The sequence below is a fragment of the Azospirillum lipoferum 4B genome (assembly GCF_000283655.1).
Taxonomy (GTDB): domain Bacteria; phylum Pseudomonadota; class Alphaproteobacteria; order Azospirillales; family Azospirillaceae; genus Azospirillum; species Azospirillum lipoferum_C.
Genome location: NC_016622.1, coordinates 1,103,539 through 1,119,227 on the forward strand (window position 1 = coordinate 1,103,539; position 15,689 = coordinate 1,119,227).

At 68.9% G+C, this 15,689-nt stretch carries 15 protein-coding genes and 1 pseudogene; 11 read left to right on the plus strand and 5 right to left on the minus strand.

The window, feature by feature from the left end; all coding sequences use genetic code 11:
- Positions 1–93: 93 nt before the first annotated feature.
- The 4 genes from AZOLI_RS05020 to AZOLI_RS05035 all read right to left on the minus strand — a co-directional run bounded on the left by AZOLI_RS05020 (position 94) and on the right by AZOLI_RS05035 (position 5,260).
- A complete protein-coding gene (locus AZOLI_RS05020; RefSeq protein WP_014247503.1) occupies positions 94–1,515 on the minus strand; it encodes a homospermidine synthase in 1,422 nt (473 codons plus the stop codon).
- 143 nt (positions 1,516–1,658) lie between these two features.
- A complete protein-coding gene (locus AZOLI_RS05025) occupies positions 1,659–2,942 on the minus strand; it encodes a type III PLP-dependent enzyme (RefSeq protein WP_014247504.1) in 1,284 nt (427 codons plus the stop codon).
- A 438-nt stretch (positions 2,943–3,380) separates the two neighbouring features.
- Positions 3,381–3,944, minus strand: coding sequence for a 1,2-dihydroxy-3-keto-5-methylthiopentene dioxygenase (locus tag AZOLI_RS05030; RefSeq protein WP_014247505.1), 564 nt, complete (start codon positions 3,942–3,944; stop codon positions 3,381–3,383).
- A gap of 95 nt (positions 3,945–4,039) precedes the next feature.
- Positions 4,040–5,260 carry an MFS transporter gene (locus AZOLI_RS05035; RefSeq protein ID WP_014247506.1) on the minus strand — a complete coding sequence of 407 codons (1,221 nt, stop codon included), beginning with the start codon at positions 5,258–5,260 and terminating at the stop codon, positions 4,040–4,042.
- Positions 5,261–5,812: 552 nt separating this feature from the next.
- On the opposite strand from AZOLI_RS05035, the gene AZOLI_RS05040 reads away from it, so the two are divergent.
- The 3 genes from AZOLI_RS05040 to der are packed head-to-tail and all read left to right on the plus strand — an operon-like array spanning position 5,813 to position 9,285.
- Entirely contained in the window at positions 5,813–6,457 is a 645-nt protein-coding gene (locus AZOLI_RS05040) for a tetratricopeptide repeat protein (RefSeq protein WP_014247508.1), read from the plus strand.
- A 9-nt stretch (positions 6,458–6,466) separates the two neighbouring features.
- The gene (locus AZOLI_RS05045; protein ID WP_014247509.1) at positions 6,467–7,849 is read left to right on the plus strand and encodes an outer membrane protein assembly factor BamB family protein; all 1,383 of its coding nucleotides are present in this window, start codon (positions 6,467–6,469) and stop codon (positions 7,847–7,849) included.
- Positions 7,850–7,890: 41 nt separating this feature from the next.
- Positions 7,891–9,285: a ribosome biogenesis GTPase Der gene (der, locus tag AZOLI_RS05050; protein WP_014247510.1), complete on the plus strand. Its 1,395-nt coding sequence runs from the start codon at positions 7,891–7,893 to the stop codon at positions 9,283–9,285.
- A gap of 307 nt (positions 9,286–9,592) precedes the next feature.
- Here der and AZOLI_RS33150 read toward each other — a convergent pair.
- A pseudogene (locus AZOLI_RS33150) lies at positions 9,593–9,723 on the minus strand (IS3 family transposase); the annotation flags it as partial.
- 110 nt (positions 9,724–9,833) lie between these two features.
- Here AZOLI_RS33150 and AZOLI_RS05055 point away from each other — a divergent pair.
- The 8 genes from AZOLI_RS05055 to AZOLI_RS05090 are packed head-to-tail and all read left to right on the plus strand — an operon-like array spanning position 9,834 to position 15,685.
- The gene (locus AZOLI_RS05055) at positions 9,834–10,970 is read left to right on the plus strand and encodes a PepSY-associated TM helix domain-containing protein (protein ID WP_014247512.1); all 1,137 of its coding nucleotides are present in this window, start codon (positions 9,834–9,836) and stop codon (positions 10,968–10,970) included.
- On the plus strand, positions 10,963–11,421 hold the full coding sequence (locus AZOLI_RS05060) for a hypothetical protein (protein WP_014247513.1): 459 nt from the start codon (positions 10,963–10,965) through the stop codon (positions 11,419–11,421). Before AZOLI_RS05055 ends, AZOLI_RS05060 begins: the two co-directional genes overlap by 8 nt.
- Positions 11,418–11,735 (plus strand): hypothetical protein, encoded by a 318-nt coding sequence (locus AZOLI_RS05065; protein ID WP_014247514.1) that lies wholly within the window; start codon positions 11,418–11,420, stop codon positions 11,733–11,735. The genes AZOLI_RS05060 and AZOLI_RS05065 overlap by 4 nt, the downstream gene beginning before the upstream one ends.
- Before the next feature lie 9 nt (positions 11,736–11,744).
- Complete coding sequence (locus AZOLI_RS05070) at positions 11,745–12,296, plus strand: DUF6162 family protein (protein ID WP_014247515.1); 552 nt, start codon at positions 11,745–11,747, stop codon at positions 12,294–12,296.
- Entirely contained in the window at positions 12,293–13,213 is a 921-nt protein-coding gene (locus AZOLI_RS05075) for a metal ABC transporter solute-binding protein, Zn/Mn family (RefSeq protein WP_014247516.1), read from the plus strand. Before AZOLI_RS05070 ends, AZOLI_RS05075 begins: the two co-directional genes overlap by 4 nt.
- Complete coding sequence (locus AZOLI_RS05080) at positions 13,210–13,938, plus strand: metal ABC transporter ATP-binding protein (protein ID WP_014247517.1); 729 nt, start codon at positions 13,210–13,212, stop codon at positions 13,936–13,938. The genes AZOLI_RS05075 and AZOLI_RS05080 overlap by 4 nt, the downstream gene beginning before the upstream one ends.
- A complete protein-coding gene (locus AZOLI_RS05085; RefSeq protein WP_014247518.1) occupies positions 13,935–14,825 on the plus strand; it encodes a metal ABC transporter permease in 891 nt (296 codons plus the stop codon). The genes AZOLI_RS05080 and AZOLI_RS05085 overlap by 4 nt, the downstream gene beginning before the upstream one ends.
- A complete protein-coding gene (locus AZOLI_RS05090) occupies positions 14,822–15,685 on the plus strand; it encodes a metal ABC transporter solute-binding protein, Zn/Mn family (protein WP_014247519.1) in 864 nt (287 codons plus the stop codon). Before AZOLI_RS05085 ends, AZOLI_RS05090 begins: the two co-directional genes overlap by 4 nt.
- Positions 15,686–15,689: the final 4 nt, after the last annotated feature.

The window sequence follows — 15,689 nt, forward strand, 5'->3', positions numbered from 1 at the left end:
TGTCACCGTGTCGCCGCCCGCCCTGTGGCAGCAACGCCGCAGCCCCCGCCGCCGCAGCGGCGGCAGGAGCCGCGGGACTTCATCCAACCTGTCTCAAACGACCCGGAAGTTCTTGAACTGCCACGGATCGTCCTCGTCGATGTCCTCCGGGAACAGGGTGTTGCGGTCCTGCAGGGGCGTCCAGTCGCCATAGGCGCCGACCACCTCGCCCAGATAGGGGGCGGCGATGTCGAGCACCCGGCGGAAGTCGACCTCGTCCGGTTCCACCACGCCCCGAGTCGGGTTCTCCAGCGTCCAGACGATGCCGCCCAGAACGGTGGAGGTCACCTGCATCGACGTGGCGTTGTTGTAGGGGGCCAGCGACCGCGCCGTGTCGATGTCGAGCCGCGAGCCGTACCAGTAGGCGCCCTTGGGATGGCCCATCAGCAGCACGCCCAGCTCGTCCATTCCGCCGGTGATCTCGTGCATCATCAGCCGCTGTTCGGCCTGCATGTTGTAGTTCTTGCCGACCAGTTCGTGCAGCGACATCACCGCGTCGTCGCAGGGATGATAGGCATAGTGGCAGGTCGGCCGATAGACGACCTTGCCGCCCTCGCGCACCGTGAAATAGTCGGAGATCGAGATCGCCTCGCTGTGGGTGATGAGGAAGCCGTGGAACGGTCCCTCAAGCGGGGTCCAGGTGCGCACGCGGGTGGCGGCACCCGGCCGCATCAGGTAGATGGCGGAATCGCAGCCGAACTCGTGGCGGCGGCCGTCGGGCGGCAGCGCCTTCTCATGCGTGCCCCAGCCGAGTTCGGCCGGCTGGCAGCCCTCGCCGACGAAGCCGTCGATCGACCAGGTGTTGACGAACTCGCCGATCTGCTTGGGCTGGTTCGACACCTGGGTGTCGCGTTCCGCCACATGGATGGTCTTGATGCCCAGCTTCTGCGCCAGCCGTCCCCAGCCGTCGCGGTCGGCCGGGATGTCGGTCTCGACCCCGGTGTCGGCGGCGATGTTCAGCAGGGCCTGCTTGACGAAATGCGACACCAGACCCGGATTCGCCCCATGGGTGATCAGCGCGGTCGGGCCGCCTTCGAAGCGGCTGCGCAACGCCAGCGCCGTTTCGCGCAGCGCGTAGTTGGAGCGCAGCGACGGCGACAGGCTGGAATCGGTGTAGCCGCCCGCCCACGGTTCGGTGCAGGTGTCGGTGTAGAAGGCGCCGACCCGCTGGCAGAACTCGATCAGCGCGACCGACGAGACGTCGACCGACAGGTTGACCAGGAAATCGCCCTTGTCGATCAGCGGCTTCAGGATCTGGAAGAAATTGTCGTTGTCGAGCGGGTTGTTGTGGAAGGCGACGCCGTAATGCTCGGCCTCCTCGCGCCCGCGCTCCTCGGCGGTGACGATGGTGATTCGGTCGGCGGTAAGTCCGTCGATGTGACGCAGAAGCAGCGGCAAGACACCCTGTCCGATCGAACCGAATCCAACGATGACCATACGGCCTGTGAACGTGCAGAGCTTCGTGTCCAGGGCCATGATTTTTTGTCTCCCCGAGGTAGTTTAGGCCAACGACATGGTCCGGCGCATCCGCCCACTTCGGAGAAGTGGCTGCGGAACGCGCCGGACCGGTGAATGTTACGGATGTCTTTACGCTTTATCCACAGATTCCGGCGGCGTAATCAGGCTGCGCAGGAGCGCAATTGATAGCCGGGAGTGGCAAGCAGCGGCGCGTCCGACACTTCGACGACGCGAGCCTGGTCGAAACCGTTGAAGGCGGTGCGCAGGCAGGACCCATAGGCACCGAGCTGACCCAGCTCGATCCAGTCGCCGGCCTTGACGTCGGCCGGCAGATGGAAGGGGCCGTTCATCTTGTCGGCGCTGTCGCAGGTCGGGCCGTAGAAGCTGAAGGCCGCATCCTCGGCATCGGACATCGCCTCGAACGGGCGGATCAGCCGCGCCGGGAAGCGGAAGCCCGGCACGCCGGCATCCGACAGGGCGCCATAGACGCCGTCGTTGATGAACAGCTCGTCGCCGCGCCGCTTCACCACCTGCACCACCAGCGATACGCCGGGGGCGACCAGGGCGCGGCCCGGCTCGCACCACAGGCGGCAATGCGGCGGCAGGTCGATGGATGCGACGCCGCGGGCGATGGCGGCCATGAAGTCGCCGAGCGGCGGCGGGGTGACGCCCGGATAGGACACCGGGAACCCTCCGCCGACGTCCAGCACGTCGATGGCAACGCCGCTCTCGGCGATGACGTAGCCGGCCAGCGCGATGGCGCGCTCATAGGCCGACGGATCGAGCATCTGCGAGCCGACATGGAAGGACAGCCCGACCTTGAGCGCCGCGGCGCGGGCGGCGCGCAGCAGCTCCACCGCATCGGTCATGGCGGCGCCGAACTTGCCGGACAGGTCGTAGACGGCGTTGCCCTTCGGCAGAGCCAGACGCACGACGAGGCCGAGGTCGGCGGCGTTGTCCGTCTCCTCCAGGATCTTCTCCAGCTCCTCGCGGCTGTCGAGCACGAAGTCGCGGACGCCATACTGACGATAGGCGTTGCGGATCGCCTGACGGCCCTTGACCGGGTGCATGTAATGCAGGACGGCATCGGGGAACATCTGGCGGATCAGGCGGATCTCGCCGGGGGAGGCCACGTCGAAATGGCGCACGCCGCCGGCCCACAGGGCACGCAGCACCGCGGGTTCCGGGTTGCACTTCACGGCATAGAGCACGTCGCCGCCGCGGGCGACGGAGTCCGTCGCCTCGGCGAAGGCGGCCAGGAAGCTGCCGGCGGTGTCGGCCAGCACGCCGGGGCGGATGCAGTGCATCGGCTCTTCCGGGCGGTGCAGGGCGACGGCCTGCGCCACCGTCGAACGGCGGCCGGTGGACAGCGAAACGGCGCTGCTGTCGTTCAGGCCGACGCGGCGCAGCGGGGTGACGGCGGAACGGGAACGCAGGAAACCCATGGCGCACTCCTATCCCCGGACGGCGGCGTGCAAACCGGCCCGGTGAGCAGACGGCAATCCCCGGCCGCACCACGATCCGGCCAGCACAAAGCTGTGGCGCGGGTGATGCAGCGGAATCGGCGATCGATCGGATTTTGGTAAGGGGGGAGACGGAAAAAGCCGGTGCGAGCAGCGGCCCCGGGCTGTGAAGCTCCAGGCAACAGCGCGTCGTTTACCGGCTAAAGGGTTACCGTCTCACAGCCCCACCGTGGGCAGCGTACATACTGACCTCCCTCTCGGGACCGACCCACTGGAATGGCCGGTTCTTCCAAAAAGGACGCGGTACGTCGTAGCATAACCACAGAGGGCCATAGGCACGTGCGGGTGCGTCGTGCCAATTGATTTACGCTAATCCGGCGGCGATTCAAGTGAAATTTTTGGGGCGCGAATAAGGCGGAGTCAGGCCGCGTCCACCGTCGCCGGTTCGAACAGGGGGAAGCGTGCGGCGATGGTGTCGCCGGTCGGGCTGGCGATCCAGCCGTCCGGCCGCGTAAAGAAGCGGATGGTGGTGAAGCGGGGGCGCGGCCCCATGTCGAACCAGTGCGGCGTGCCGGCGGGGATGCTCAGCAGGTCACCCGCCTCGCACACCACGCGCAAGACCCTGCGGTCGAGATGGATGTAGAAGGCGCCGGCCCCTTCGACGAAGAATCGCGCCTCGTCCTCGTCATGGGTGTGCTCGTCCAGGAATTTGGCGCGCAGGGCTGCCACGCCCTCGGTTGCCGGCGTGACCCGCACCACGTCGACGGCGCGGAAGCGGCGCGCCGCCTTCAACGCCTCGACCGGCTGGGCGTAGGCCGCCAGCACCGCCTCGCCGTCGGCGGAGGCGGGCAGGGGGGTGTCGGCAGTCCAGCGTTCGAACATGATGCCGACATGGGCCAGATGCCCGGCCATCAAATCAGGGTCGGACGTGCTCAATTCCGGCCGCCGGGCGTCGTTCTCCAGATAGACGGTCAGGTGACTCAATGCGCTCACTCCTGCCGAACCGACATACACAGCCTGAAGCGATGCCGGTCCCGACGCAATAAGCGGAACTGCAAGCGCGACCCTTCGCCGCGCGATCAGCGGCTGCGTTGGAGCGCCGCGGTCACTGCGACCGCTATGACCAGCAGCAGCCCGACGAAGGCCGCCACCCCGGTCCAGCCGTGATCGTGCCAGAACAGCCCGCCCAGCGTGCCGGCCAGCGTGGAACCCAGATAATAACAGAACAGATAGATGGACGAGGCCTGCCCGCGCGCCACCGTGGCCCGGCGGCCGATCCAGGCCGACACGATGGAATGGGCGCCGAAGAAGGCGAAGGTGAACAGGGCGATTCCGGGGGCGATGGCGAACAGGCTGTCGAATTCCAGCAGGACCAGCCCGCCCACCATCAGCGCCACCGCCGTCGCCAGGGTGCGGTTCGACCCGAAGCGGCCCGACCAGCCGCCGAACAGCGGCGAACTGACGACGCCGAAGCTGTAGACCAGGAACACCGCGCCGACCACCGCCGGCCGCAGTTCGAACGGCGGCTCGCTGAGGCGGAAGCCGATGTAGTTGAAGACGGTGACGAAGCCGCCCATCAGCAGGAAGCCGAGCGAGAACAGCCCGAGCAGGGCCGGATCGGTCAGCAGCCCGCGCCAGGCCCGCACCAACGCCTTCAGCCCGGCGGCGCGGCGGACGAAATGGCGCGACGGCGGCAGGGCCAACCAGACGGTGACCGCTGCGGCCACCGCCAGCGCGCCCACCACCCCGACCGCCAGCCTCCAGGTGCCGAGATCGGTGACGATGGCGGTCAGGACGCGGCCGGACATGCCGCCGATGGCGGTTCCGCCGATATAGAGCCCCATGGCGACGCCGGCCGATTTCGGATCGACCTCTTCGGAGACATAGGCCATGGCGACGGCGGGCAGTCCGCTCAGCGCCAGCCCTTCCAGCGCCCGCACCGCCAGGAAGCCGTGCCAGTCCGGCATCAGCGCGCCGACGATGCCCAGCAGCCCGGCGGCGAGCAGGGCCGCCACCATCACCGGCTTGCGCCCGATCCCGTCGGAGATGGCGCCCGCCACCAGAAGCGCGCCCGCCAGCAGGCCGGTGGTCAGCGACAGCGACAGGCTGGATTCCGCCGGCGTCACCCCGAACTCGCGCACGAAGTCGGGCAGCAGCGGCTGGACGCAATAGAGGGTCGCGAAGGTGGAGAAGCCGGCGACGAACAGGATGCGGCTGGCGCGGCGATAGGCGGGGGTGCCGGCCTGCAGGTAGCCGGTTTCCGCATCGGCCTGGGCACCGGTCTCGATCTCGTCGCGCACGCGCTGGGCTCCATGGTCGCTGCTCGCGCCGGCTGCTGCAGCGCAGCAGCGACATTGCCCTGTAGGGCACCTCCCTTCCAACAGCCACCGCGGCGCAGCGGCCATGCCGTTCGTGCAGGTCCTTATCAGGAGCGGTTCCGCCGCGCAGGGGAATCGGGTGAACGGTTCATGAGATGATGAGGCCGATCAGGAGGTCATCGTCTCAAGCGGCGAGCTTTCTTCGGACGCGCAGAGAGTCCTTTCCCGGTGCTCTTCTGCGCAGGCTCTGGGCCATGTGCTTCATGGCGGTGACGTTGGCGGGGGCGCAGGTCAGGGCGGCGACCCGGGTCGCATCGATTCGGAACTCCGACACGTTGTCACGCACTCCTTCACCCGATTGCCCTGTTGCGGGAGAGGGAGGCTCTTGACCCGACGGGTTGCCCGATGCTATCCGCCCCTCTTGATCTTGCGGAGCCATCCGTCCGGGGAGCCGGCCGGCTGGGTTCCGTTCGACCCGCGCCGCCATCCGGGCTGTGCGCGACGCCGCCACCGCAAGGACGCCACCGCAGCGCCATGAGCGATATTTTCCGCGAAGTCGACGAGGATCTGCGCCGGGACCGCGCGGAGCACCTTTTCAAGAAGTATGGCGGCGCCATGATCGCCGCCGTCGTCCTGATCGTCGCTGGCACCGGCGGCTACAGCTTCTGGCGCCACTGGCAGGCGCAGAAGAAGGAAGAACAGACCGCGGCCCTGGTCACCGCCATCGCGCAGAGCGCGCAGGGGCCGGAGAAGGGGGTGGAGGCGCTGGCCGCCTTCGCCGGCTCCGCCAACCCCAGCCTCGCCGCCATCGCCCAGTTCAATGCCGCTGCCCTGATGATCCGCCAGGGCAAGCCGGCGGAGGCCGCGACCGTCTATGACGGCATCGCCGGCAACGGCTCCGTCCCCGCCGAATACCGCGACCTCGCCACCCTGCTGGCGGTGATGCAGCGCACCGACGGCGGCGACCCAGCGCAGCTGACGGCGAAGCTGCAGCCGCTGACCGCCGACGGCAGCCCCTGGCGCTTCACGGCGCGCGAGCTGACGGCGGTGCTGGCGGTGCGTGCCGGCGACACGGAAAAGGCCCGCACGCTCTTCAAGCAGCTGGCGGACGACCAACAGGCTCCGTCGGGCGTGCGCAGCCGCGCCGCCGATCTCGCCTCCCTCTACGGCAAGGGCTGACCCAAGGCCATGACGACCCAACAGGCGAACTCCCGCAAGACGGCGGGCACCAAGTCCCGCAACATCCGCCGCACCGCGCTGCTGTCCGCGTCGCTGCTTGCCGTGTTCCTCGGCGGGTGCGACACGATCGACAGCTGGATGGGCAAGACGCCCGATCCGCCGCTGCCCGGCAAGCGCGTCGCCGTCCTGCAGCGCGAGCGCAAGGTGGAGCCGGATGCGCAGCTGGCCGCCGTTGCCGTCACCGTGCCCCCGGCGGTCGCCAACGCCGCCTGGGCGCAGCCGGGCGGCACGCCGGATCATGTCGTCGGCAATCTCGCCCTGTCGGCCAATCCGTCCGATGCATGGCGCGCCGACATCGGTTCGGGGTCCAGCAGCTCGCGTGCGCTGCTCGGCACGCCGGTGATCGCCGATGGGCGCATCTTCGCCATGGACGCCGATTCGCATGTCTCAGCCCTGAACGAGCGCAGCGGCCAGTCGCTGTGGCGCGTCGACACCCGGCCGGAGAACGAGCGCGGCGGCGCCACCGGCGGCGGCGTCGCCTATGCCGACGGTCGCGTCTATGCCGCCACCGGCTTCGCCGAAGTGCTGTCGCTCGATGCCGGCAGCGGCAAGGTTCTGTGGCGCAAGCGCATCGCCGGCCCGGTTCGCGGCGCCCCGACCGTCGCCGGTGGACGCGTGATGGTCATCACGCTCGACAACCAGACCATCGCGCTGTCGACGGACGACGGTTCCGTACAGTGGTCGCACCAGGGCATCCTGGAGACAGCCGGCCTGCTCGGCGCCGCCAGCCCGGCCGTCACCGGCACGCTGGTCGTCGCCCCCTATTCCTCGGGCGAGCTGTTCGGCCTGCGTCCGGAAAACGGCCGCGTCGCCTGGCAGGAGAGCCTCGCCGCCATCCGCCGCACCGGCCAGCTCAGCAATCTGGCCGACATCCGCGGCCTGCCGGTGGTCGACCGCGGCACCGTCTACGCCATCGGCCATTCCGGCCGCATGGTCGCCGTCGACGAGCGCATCGGCGCCCGGATCTGGGAAACCGAGATCGGCGGCGTCAACACCCCGTGGCTGGCCGGCGACTATCTGTTCACCGTCACCAACGACCAGGAAGTCGTCGCGGTGGCCCGCCAGAACGGCAAGATCCGTTGGGTGTCGCCGCTCGCCCGCTTCAAGGATCCCGAAGACAAGACCGGCCCGATCGTCTGGTCCGGTCCGGTGATGGCGGGCAACCGTCTGTGGGTCGCCGGGTCGAACGGCCAGCTGCTGGGCTTGTCGCCCTCGGATGGCAAGGTGGAGGTGACGCGGTCGCTGCCCACCGGTTCCTACTTGTCTCCGGTCGTTGCCAACAACACTCTTTATGTGCTGTGCGACAACGGAACGCTGGTCGCGTTCCGCTGATCGCGGATTTCCTCCGTCTGTTGTGAAAGGCCTTTGGCCCCATGTCGTTCACCGTGGTCCTCGTCGGTCGGCCGAATGTCGGCAAATCGACCCTCTTCAACCGTCTGGCCGGCAAGAAGCTGGCCCTGGTGGACGATACGCCGGGCGTCACCCGTGACTGGCGCTCGGCCCCGGCCCATGTCGGCGGCCTGTCCTTCACGGTGGTCGATACCGCCGGCCTGGAAGATGTGACCGACGACAGCCTGGAGGCGCGCATGCGCCGCCAGACCGAGCAGGCGCTCGCCCGCGCCGACGTCGCGCTGTTCATCATCGACGCCCGCGCCGGCATCACGCCGCTGGACCGCCATTTCGCCAACCTGCTGCGCCGGGGTAAGACTCCGGTGCTGCTGGTCGCCAACAAGACCGAGGGCAAGGCCAGCCAGCCCGGCATGTTCGAGTCCTACGAACTCGGCCTGGGCGATCCGATTCCGCTGTCCGCCGAGCATGGCGAGGGCATGGCCGATCTGGTCGAGGCGCTGCTGCCCTACGCCCCGTCCGAGGACGAGCCCAAGGCGGAGGAGGTTGACGACGGCTTCGATCCCAGCATCCCCATCGGCGACCAGCCGGAGCCGGAGGAGGATCGCAGCAAGCCGATCCAGATCGCCATCGTCGGCCGCCCCAATGTCGGCAAGTCGACCCTGCTGAACAGCCTGCTCGGCGAGGAGCGCGTGCTGACCGGCCCGGAGGCCGGCATGACCCGCGATGCCATCGCCGTCGATTGGGAATGGCGCGATCGCCGTTTCAAGCTGGTCGATACCGCCGGCATGCGCCGCCGTGCCCGCGTCGACGAGAAGGTCGAAAAGCTGGCGGTTGCGGACAGCCTGCGCGTCATCCGCATGGCGAATGTCGTGGTGCTGGTCGTCGATGCCGGCGCCATCCTGGACAAGCAGGATTTGACCATCGCCCGGCTGGTGATCTCCGAGGGCCGTGCCCTGGTGATCGCCGTCAACAAGTGGGACACGGTCGACGACCGCGCCATGGCCCTGCGTCAGGTCGAGGACAAGCTGGAAGCCTCGCTCGGCTACATCAAGGGCGTGAAGGTCGTCACCATCTCCGCGCTGAAGGGCCACAAGCTCGACACGCTGCTGGACGGGGTGCTGGAGACCTACACCGTCTGGAACCGCCGCATCCCGACGGCGCAGCTGAACCGCTGGATCGAAGGTGTGCTGGATCACCATCCGCCGCCCCTGGTGGAAGGCCGCCGGGTGAAGATCCGCTATGTCACCCAGGTGAAGTCCCGCCCGCCGACCTTCGCCCTGTTCGTCAACAAGCCGCTGGACCTGCCGGAAAGCTACCAGCGCTATCTGACCGGCCATCTGCGCGAGAGCTTCGACATGCCCGGCGTGCCGGTGCGGCTGCTGCTGCGCAAGGGCAAGAATCCGTACGCGGAGGATTGAGGGGGGCAGGGGGCGCCGGCTTACCGTGCCCCCATTCTCCCCATTCTCCCCATGCTTCGCATGGGTTCGCTCCTGCCTGAGTTGGTCCCCTTTTCCCGGACAGATTTGCGGCTTGGACAAGCTTGGTTCAGGTCCGCGTGATGCCGCCAGTCCGATCCGGTCCGATGGGCCTTGTTCGGCCTCGTTCGAGATTATGCCGCCGAGCGCCGAGCGCCGAGCGCCGAGCGCCGAGTGCCGAGTGCGGGCGGGCGGCGTTGTAACAATCGATCCAACGGCGGCGCCCCTCCATCGACATCCGAATGCCGGCCGACAGGCGCGGACGCTCCGGCTCGCTCATCTCCCGGCTCCGGTCGACGCTGATCGACGGAGGCCTTGCGCAAGAAAGTCGCGTTCCACGACCAACCGGCCGATCACCGCGTGCAGCTTTCCCACCTCGCCAACGTCACGGCAGACGGCTTTTTGAGAATTATTCGCACTCGACCGTGAGGCGATGGCCCAGTTCGTTCGTCTCAAGAGTCGGAGCGGCCGTTTCTGCGGAAGAGGATGAGATGAGCGTTGGCAAGTCGCGCACGCGGCTGTGGTTCCTGTGGCACTCCTGGCTGGCGATGCCGATCTGGGCCTTCCTGTTCTTCGTCTGCCTGACCGGGACAATCGCCGTGGTCAGCACGGAGATCATGTGGCTGGTCAATCCCGCGATGCGAGCTTCGGGCGGGGGAGAGCCGCTGCCGGCCAGCGCACTGATTGCCGCCGCGGAAGCCGCGGCGCCGGGCGGCCGGGCGAATTCGCTGGATTGGGGCGGCTCCCACATGGCGGTCGGCGTGCAGATGGCGATGCCCGACGGAACCTTCGCCACCGCCTGGGTGAATCCCGTCAGCGGCGCGGTGCAGGGCATGTCCGCCGGCAACTCGTTCCGCATGTTCTTCCGCGCGCTGCACGGCTGGCTGCTGACCTTCCCCGTGGGCTGGTATCTGGTGACTCTCCTGGCGATACCGCTCCTCGGCTCGCTGATCACCGGGCTGGTGGTCTACAAGCGGTTCTGGAAGTCCTTCTACCAGCCGCGCATCCGCTGGCGGCAGGCGCCGCGGGTGATGTGGGGCGATCTGCACCGGGTCGCCGGAACCTGGTCGATCTGGTTCATCGCCGTCATTTCCGTCACCAGCCTGTGGTTCCTGATCTACATGATGCTGTTCCATCTCGGGATGGGGCTCGGCGGCGGGAAGCCGCCGGTGCTGCTGGCGCGCGACCGGATCCCGGTTGCGGCGACGGCGCCGAAACCGGATGTGGACGCAATCCTGTCTGCCGCCGCCGCCGCCTTGCCCGACATGAGGGTGCGGTTTCTCTGGCTGCCCGGCACAGCCTACGATCCGGCGACGGTGGGCGGCTCCAGCGGGCAGGTGCCGCTGCTTCCCGACTATGTCCGGGTGGATCCCTTCACCGCCGAGGTGATCGCCATCGAGGGCGGAACGGGCGGCGGCTCCGCCATCGAGCTGACCCGCACCATCATGCGCGCCCTGCACACCGGCGATTTCGGCGGCCTGCCGGTCAAGCTGGTCTGGTTCGCCTTCGGCCTGCTGATGACCACGCTGGTCTTCAGCGGAATGCTGATCTGGATGAAGCGGACCGCCCGCGCCACGGTCGAGGCGGTGCGGAGCCTGCGCATGGCGGAGGGATCGTCCAATGCCTAGGTTCTGGCGACGCGGCCGGTTCCACCTCAGCGCGCTGATGCTGCTGGTGCCGCTGCCCTTCCTGCCCGACTATTTCAGCCCGAAGCCGATCTTCGTCCCGCCCGAGATCCGGCGCGACCTCGCCGTCGGAGACTTCTCCGTCACGCTGGCCACCTATGACGAGGCGCCGGGCCGGATGCCGACCGGGGAGCGGATGAAGGCGTACCGGATCCATGTCCGCCCCGCCGACATCGACCGGATTCGCGGGATCTTCCTGCGCGTCGGCAAGCCGCGCAGCCTGCGCACCGCGGGCACGCTGGCCTTCGGCAATCCCTACGAGCGCGAGGCCGAGGTGACCGTGCCGGACGAGCTGGCCGGGCGGGAGGAGCTGTGGGTGACCGTCGAGGACTGGAGCGGCGGGATGCATCAGGCGTCGCTGCCGCTGGGCGAGATTTTCGGAGGAAGGCGATGAGGTTCCCGCATGTGTCCGCCCTGGCGGGCCTGGTCACGCTGTGCGCCGCCGGCATGGCGGAGGCGCATTACCCGATCTGCGAATGCCATATGGTGGAGGGCGACACGGTGCAATGCACCGGCGGATTCTCGGACGGGTCGAAAGCGCCCGGCGTCGTTCTCGATGTCATCGCCTATGACGAGCAGGTCCTGGTCAAGGGCCGGCTTGGCCCGGATTCCACCCTATCCTTCCCTCGCCCTGCGCAGGACTTCTACGTCCTGTTCGACGCCGGCCCCGGCCATACGGTCGAGATCGAGCACACGGCCATCAAGTAAGGCAACCCCATGCATCGTCAGATCGTGCGCCGGGCGGGGGCCGAGCGCGAAACCCTGTGGGTCCTGCTGGCCGCCGGCGCCATTCTCGGTTCCGCCATTCTGGTCGTCGGACTGCGCGCCGCTCCGGATGCGGAAGCCCCGCTGGCCACCCACCTCATCGACTCCCGGACCGGCCTGACGATCGCCGAGCAAGGCCTCTATGCCGATCTCAAGGCGGCGGGCGAGGAGATCGCCGCCATGCGCAAGGCCGATGACCGCGCTCCGACGCCGGAAGCGCTGGCCGCCGAGTCCCTGCCGCCCTTCGCCGCCGACCCCAGCGCTGCGGCGCGCGGCGGGCATGCCTGGACTCTCGCGGAAACCGGACAGGGGATCGCCTATGCCGGCGTCTCCGCCGCTCCGGAGCTGGCCGGTTCCCTTCTCTTGCGGCTGGACGGCCATGGCGCCGAAATCTGGCTGAAGCGTGCCGCCGAAACCCCGCCCGTTCCGCCGGAGGACGCGGCGCTGACCGCCGCCGGCTGGAAGCGGATCGTCTCCACCTTCACCGCCGGGGTCACCCGATGAGCATCCTTCCGAACCGCCGCCTGATCCTGGCCGGCGCCCTGGCAGCCATGGCCGCGCCCGCAGGCGCCTTCGCCGCTCCCACCGCGCGCCGGCGCTTCGGCGTCACCCTGCACCCCTACTATTCCTATGTCGCCAACATCGTCGGCGATGCGGCCGAGGTGGTGCCGATCATTCCGGCCGGCTTCAACCCGCACGCCTACGAACCGCGCCCGGAGGACATCCGGCGCATCGGCGGGCTGGACGCCATCGTGCTGAACGGCATCGGCCACGACGATTTCGCTGGGCGGATGATCGCCGCCTCGTCGAAGCCGTCGTTGCCGGTGGTCGAGGCCAACACCGACGTGCCGCTCCTGCCCGCCGCCGGCACGGCGGCGCGGGCGGCGGGGAAGGTGGTCAACCCGCACAGCTTCCTGTCCATCACCAACTCGATCCTTCAGGTTTCGACCATCGCCCGCGAACTGGGGCGGCTGGACCCGGACAACGCCGCTGCCTACACGGCCAACGCCCGCGCCTATTCCCGCCGCCTTCGCCAGCTGCGTGCCGACGCGCTGGCGAAGCTGGCGACGGCGGGAACCGCCAGCCTGCGCGTCGCCACCATCCATGGTGCCTACGACTACCTGCTGCGGGAGTTCGGGCTGGAGGTCTCCGCCGTCGTGGAACCCGCCCACGGCATCGAGCCCAGCCCGGCCCAGCTTGCCGAAACCATCGCGACGATGCGCAAGCTCGACGTGCAGGTGATCTTCTCGGAACTGAACTTCCCCAGCGCCTATGTGGAGACCATCCGGCGCGAGACCGGCATCCGGCTCTATGCCTTCTCCCACATCTCGCATGGCGAATATGCACCCGACCTGTTCGAGCGCGAGATGGCGCGGAACCTCGATACGCTGGTCCTGGCAATGGCCGAGGCGGCGCCGTGACCGGGCCGGCCATCCTGTTCGACAGCGTGGAGCTGACGCTGGGCCGTACCGCGATCCTGGACGGGGTGTCCCTTCGCGTCGCGGCCGGAGCCGTGCATGCGGTGGTCGGCCCCAACGGCGGCGGCAAGTCGTCTTTGATTCGCGCCCTGCTCGGGCAGGCGCCGCACCGCGGCACCATCCGGCTCGACTGGCCGGGCGACGGGCCGGGAACGGTCGCCTATGTGCCGCAGTCGGTCGAGTTCGACCGTGGCCTGCCGCTGACGGTGGAGGATTTCCTGGCCGTGCTGTGCCAGCGCCGCCCCGCCTTTCTCGGACCGGACCGGCGCATCGGCTATGGCGAGGCGCTGGCCCGCGTCGGGATGGCGGACAAGTCCCGCCGACGCTTCGGCGCCCTGTCGGGCGGCGAGCGGCAGCGCGTGCTGCTTGCCCAGGCGCTGATCCCGTCGCCGGACCTCCTTGTCCTCGACGAGCCGATGACCGCGCTCGACGAGGCGGGGATCGCCATCTTCGAAACGCTGCTGGCCGATCTTTCCGCCGCTGGAACCACCGTGCTGTGGGTCGAGCACGATCTGGCCCAGGTGCGCCGGCTGGCGACGCGGGCGACCGGGCTGAACCGGCGCGTGCTGTTCGACGGCCCCCCCGTGGAGACGCTGTCGCCGGAACGGGTGTTCGACCTGTTCTCGGCGCTTCCCCGCCGCACGGCTGCCGACAGGATCGCATCATGAATTTCGAGACGGTGCGCGCCCTGCTGCAGGGCTGGGCCGAAGCCGGGCTGTTGCCCGCCGGGTTGGCCCATGGTTTTCTCGTCAACGCGTTGCTGTCCGGGTTGGTCGTCGGTCCCGTCCTCGGCGGGCTCGGCACGCTGGTGGTGACCAAGCGGCTGGCCTTCTTCTCCGAAGCGGTCGGCCATGCCGCGCTGACCGGCGTCGCCATCGGAATCCTGGTGGGAGAGCCCTATACCGGCCCTTATGCCAGCCTGTTCGGCTATTGCCTGCTGTTCGCCCTGCTGGTGAATTACACGCGCAACCGCAGCAACCTGACCGCCGACACGCTGATCGGCGTCTTCCTGTCGGTGTCGCTGGCGCTGGGCGCCAGCCTTCTGCTGATCCTGGCCAGCCGGGTCAACATCCACATCCTGGAGAATGTGCTGTTCGGATCGGTGCTGACGGTGGACGACCGCGACCTCACCGTGCTGCTGGCGGTGGCCGCAGGAGTGACCGCGCTGATGCTGCCGCTGTTCAACCGGCTGCTGCTGGCCAGCTTCAACCCGGCGCTGGCGCGGGTGCGCGGCGTGCCGGTGAAGGGGCTGGACTATCTGTTCATCGTGCTGGTGACGGTGGTCACGGTCGCGTCCGTGAAGATCATCGGCGCCATCCTGGTGGGAGCGCTGCTGGTCATTCCCGCCGCGGCGGCGCGGGTCGTCGCCTCGTCGCTGCGTGGGTTTTTTCTGCTGTCCGTCGCCTTCGCCAGCGTGGCGGCGGTGGCCGGAATCCTGCTGCCCGTGCAGTTCGCCCTGCCGATTCCGTCGGGCGGCGCCATCATCCTGGCGGCGGGGGTGCTGTTCCTGGGCGCGCTGCTGGCGCGCCTGTTCATGAAGGGGGAAGAGGGATGAAGCGCGTCACGCTCGCGGCGCTCCTGCTGCTGTCCACGATGGCTGGGGCCTCCGCCGAGACGGTGCTGGCCGGGCATCCCGTCACCGCCGGGCTGGCCCGGGCGCTGACGAAGGGCACCGCGGTGGTGGTGGAGGCGGTGGTTCCGCCGGCCATTCCCATGGGGCGCCAACACGCCTTCCTGAGCGGGCGCGGCGGTGCGATGCTGGCGGAGGCCGCCGGCAAGGCCGACGCGGTGCTGACCCTGCGCTCCGCCTGGGCGGAGGATCCGCTCTACCCGCTGGCGCGGCGGGCCAACATCCGCCTGATCGAGATCGACGCCGCCCGTCCGGTCGACGGCGCCCTGCCGGGGATCGCGGTCAATGACGGCACCGCCTTTCCCTGGCTGGGCATCGCCAATGCCGGGCGGATGGCCGACATCCTGGCCGCCGACCTGCGGCGCCTGTACCCGGAATCGGCCGTCGCCATCGACGCGAATCTCGCCGTCCTCAAGCGTGGGCTGCTGATGGTGTCGTCCAGCTCGGCGAAAGCCTTCGCCGTTCTGCCGGACCCGTCGGCGGCGGCGCTGTCCGACCGCTTCGCCACGCTGGCCGCCGACCTGGGGCTGGATTTGCGCCGGGTCTGGACCGGCGACGACCGAGATTGGACGCCGGACCGTCTGGCCGAACTCACCGCCACCCTGAAGGCCGAAGCCATTCCCGTCGTGCTGCACCACCGCCAGCCGGCGCCGGAGATCGTCCGGGCGGTGACCGACGGCGGCGCCCGGCTGGTGGTTCTGGACAGTCTGGAGAGCGGTCCGCCGGCGGAGATGGACATGGCGCTGTTGCGGATCGCGGAACAGGTGGAGGCGGGGCTGCGCTGAGCGG